The organism is Escherichia sp. KCJ4928, from assembly GCF_004352695.1.
GTDB lineage: Bacteria > Pseudomonadota > Gammaproteobacteria > Enterobacterales > Enterobacteriaceae > ECMA0423.
Window position 1 is genome coordinate 1 of sequence record NZ_SJWV01000333.1, and the last position, 2414, is coordinate 2414.

The following is a 2414-nucleotide window of genomic DNA, read 5'->3' on the forward strand; positions in this document are numbered from 1 at the left end:
AGTAATATCAGTCAGCTTTAAAGATAACTATCTCATTCTCTCACTGGCGAGATTATAAACGTTACTACGTTCACGTTTACCTACCGCGACAACCGCAATAATTAGCATGTCATCAATAACCTGATAGACCAGACGAAACCCCGATGCGCGAAGTTTGATTTTGTAGCAGTCTTTTAATCCACGCAATTTTGCGGAAGGAATATGAGGATTTTCGCTGCATTTCTTTAGTTTTTTCGCAAACTGCTGTTGAATGGATTTATCCAGTTTCAGCCATTCTTTGAGCGCATCATCCCTGAATTTTACTGTATAAGTCATAAATAACTGTCCAGGTCCACATCATGCAGTGGCTGATTGCTGCGTTCAGTAACCAGTTTCACCAGTTCCTGGTCATCCAGCGCATCAAGCATCCTTTCATAGAGTTCCGCAGGCACACAGTAGAATGCCGGCTGATTCCGGTTAAGAATGGCGACAGGATAACCATCTCCGGCACTGACTGTAGCCATAGGATTTTTTTTCAGTTCACTGACACTTGCACTGGTGTCAGACAGAATAATGTTAGGCATAACGTACCTTTGAGACTGTTTAACAAGTCTTAAAGATACATCTGAAAGGACCGGTTAACAAGTCTGTATTACTCATACTTTTGCAAATACATTTAATGCTGGTTTTATTGTTCTGATGCCGCGTAAGCGGCATGGAAGGCGGCATGATGTAGCTACATATGGCACAAGAGTAAAACCGCCGAAGCCCGGCGTCAGCCGGTACTGATTGATAGATTTCACCTTACCCATCCCCAGCCCTGCTAGACCATACCCGCTTTCAGCCACGACAGAGCTTATGTGCGCGGTCGGAGTGGTCCCGACGAGGGTTTACCCGAAGTCGGGGCGTATCTCCGCGTTAGCGGGCCGTCAGGGCCGCTTACGAGCGTGTACTGAGAACATCTAGCCAGAAGACTGACAGCAATGAAGATGCTTAGTTACAACATTCATAATTAAAGCGATGTTGTTCCCGCCCTTCGGGCGGGGGCGGCGGCGCTTTTCAGTTATGAGGGATGGGCACGGTGCTGCGTTTGTGTGGTGTTTTTATTCCTGATGTCTTTTTGTTGTGGTTTCAGAACGGTGAGGTTATGGGGGCCCGCGCGTCAGCGTGGGAGGTGCATATTTGTCTGTCCACAGGACAGGCACTGAATAGGTTTTCTTTTTAAATGGAAGTAATTAAGTAGTTTAAAGGAAATACAGTACTGGGGTTTAAAAGAAACATTGCACCCTGTAACGCCTACGGCTGGCGCTTTATAGCATGAACGGTTGTAACCTTATGGAGAAGTCCCTTGCAGTTAAATGTTGATAAGCAGAATTCCCTGTCCGTGAGGCGTGTTTTGCGTGAAAAACAAGGGGAACATGGCGAGCCGGAAGGTAGATGATCAGGCTGTTTTTTGTGTTCAGCGCTGCTTTTTTGTGCGTCACCGGGCTTCAGACGTGCGGAAGCCTCCGGCGCAGGCCGGATTATTCAGATGAGGTCAAACTCAGGGTGAGGCAGTGGCCAGCCGTGTGTAGTTGTTGTTCCGCGACATTATCATGCGTTCCTTCACGCGACGGTCGATTTCGCGCTTCACGGCCTCCAGGCTTCCGCGGAAACGCCCTTCCGCGATTTCACGTGTCAGCTGCCGTTTCACCAGGGTGACAATGTCCTGACGGGTCCTGCCTGCATCGCGGCGCGCACGGGCACGTTTCATGCCGTGGGACTTAAGCTCTGCCTGATAACTACGGAAACGCTCGCGCACAAAACGCCAGGCTCTCGCTATCAGTTCATCCATACCCAGCGCATCCAGCCCCTGCTTTTTGCGCAGCTTGTTTTCCCATTCCACGCGGCTGCGGCGTGCGGAAGCCACCGCCTCTTCTGATATATCAAGTGAGTCAAACAGTGCCGGCGTGAACGTGATGTCGGTCGGGATGTTACAGCCAATTGTCGGGTCGTATTCCGTCTGGTAGGTTATCAGCCCCAGCTCAGACAGGAACTTCAGGGCACGGGTGGCACGGGTGATGGAGAGTTTCCCGGCCTCAGACTCCGTCGCCAGTCCGCACTCAATGGCCAGCGTGGTGATGGAGCACTGCACGCGGTTGGCCAGCGGATCATAGTGGAAACACAGCCCCTGCAGCAGCGCATCAATCGCCCGGCGGCGCAGCACCGGCGGCATACGCCGGCGCAGGCCGCGCGAACGGGCATACGCCACATGCGCGGCAAAATCAAAACGGGAGGTGAAGCCCACTGCCTTTTCCATCAGTTTTTCGCAGAACTTCAGCGTTCCGGCATCTTCACGGGGTGTGAACACCGGATTCGGGTTCTTTACCTGACGGTATGTGCTTTCAGTAAATGAGGTCTGGTTCAGGGCCGCCACAAGCTGTCGCTTATGGCGG

The 2414-nt window shown here is 51.6% G+C and carries 4 protein-coding genes; all 4 read right to left on the reverse strand.

The genetic code is table 11. The annotated features are described in order from the left end of the window. Positions 1–27 precede the first annotated feature (27 nt). Entirely contained in the window at positions 28–315 is a 288-nt protein-coding gene (locus tag E0D98_RS23330; protein WP_000222760.1) for a type II toxin-antitoxin system RelE/ParE family toxin, read from the reverse strand. Then, positions 312–563 carry a type II toxin-antitoxin system Phd/YefM family antitoxin gene (locus E0D98_RS23335; RefSeq protein ID WP_001132900.1) on the reverse strand — a complete coding sequence of 84 codons (252 nt, stop codon included), beginning with the start codon at positions 561–563 and terminating at the stop codon, positions 312–314. The genes E0D98_RS23330 and E0D98_RS23335 overlap by 4 nt, the downstream gene beginning before the upstream one ends. A gap of 72 nt (positions 564–635) precedes the next feature. Continuing rightward, entirely contained in the window at positions 636–827 is a 192-nt protein-coding gene (locus tag E0D98_RS28575) for a hypothetical protein (protein WP_071997269.1), read from the reverse strand. Between the two features lie 695 nt (positions 828–1522). Beyond that, entirely contained in the window at positions 1523–2395 is an 873-nt protein-coding gene (gene repA, locus E0D98_RS23350; RefSeq protein WP_001536607.1) for an incFII family plasmid replication initiator RepA, read from the reverse strand. Positions 2396–2414: the final 19 nt, after the last annotated feature.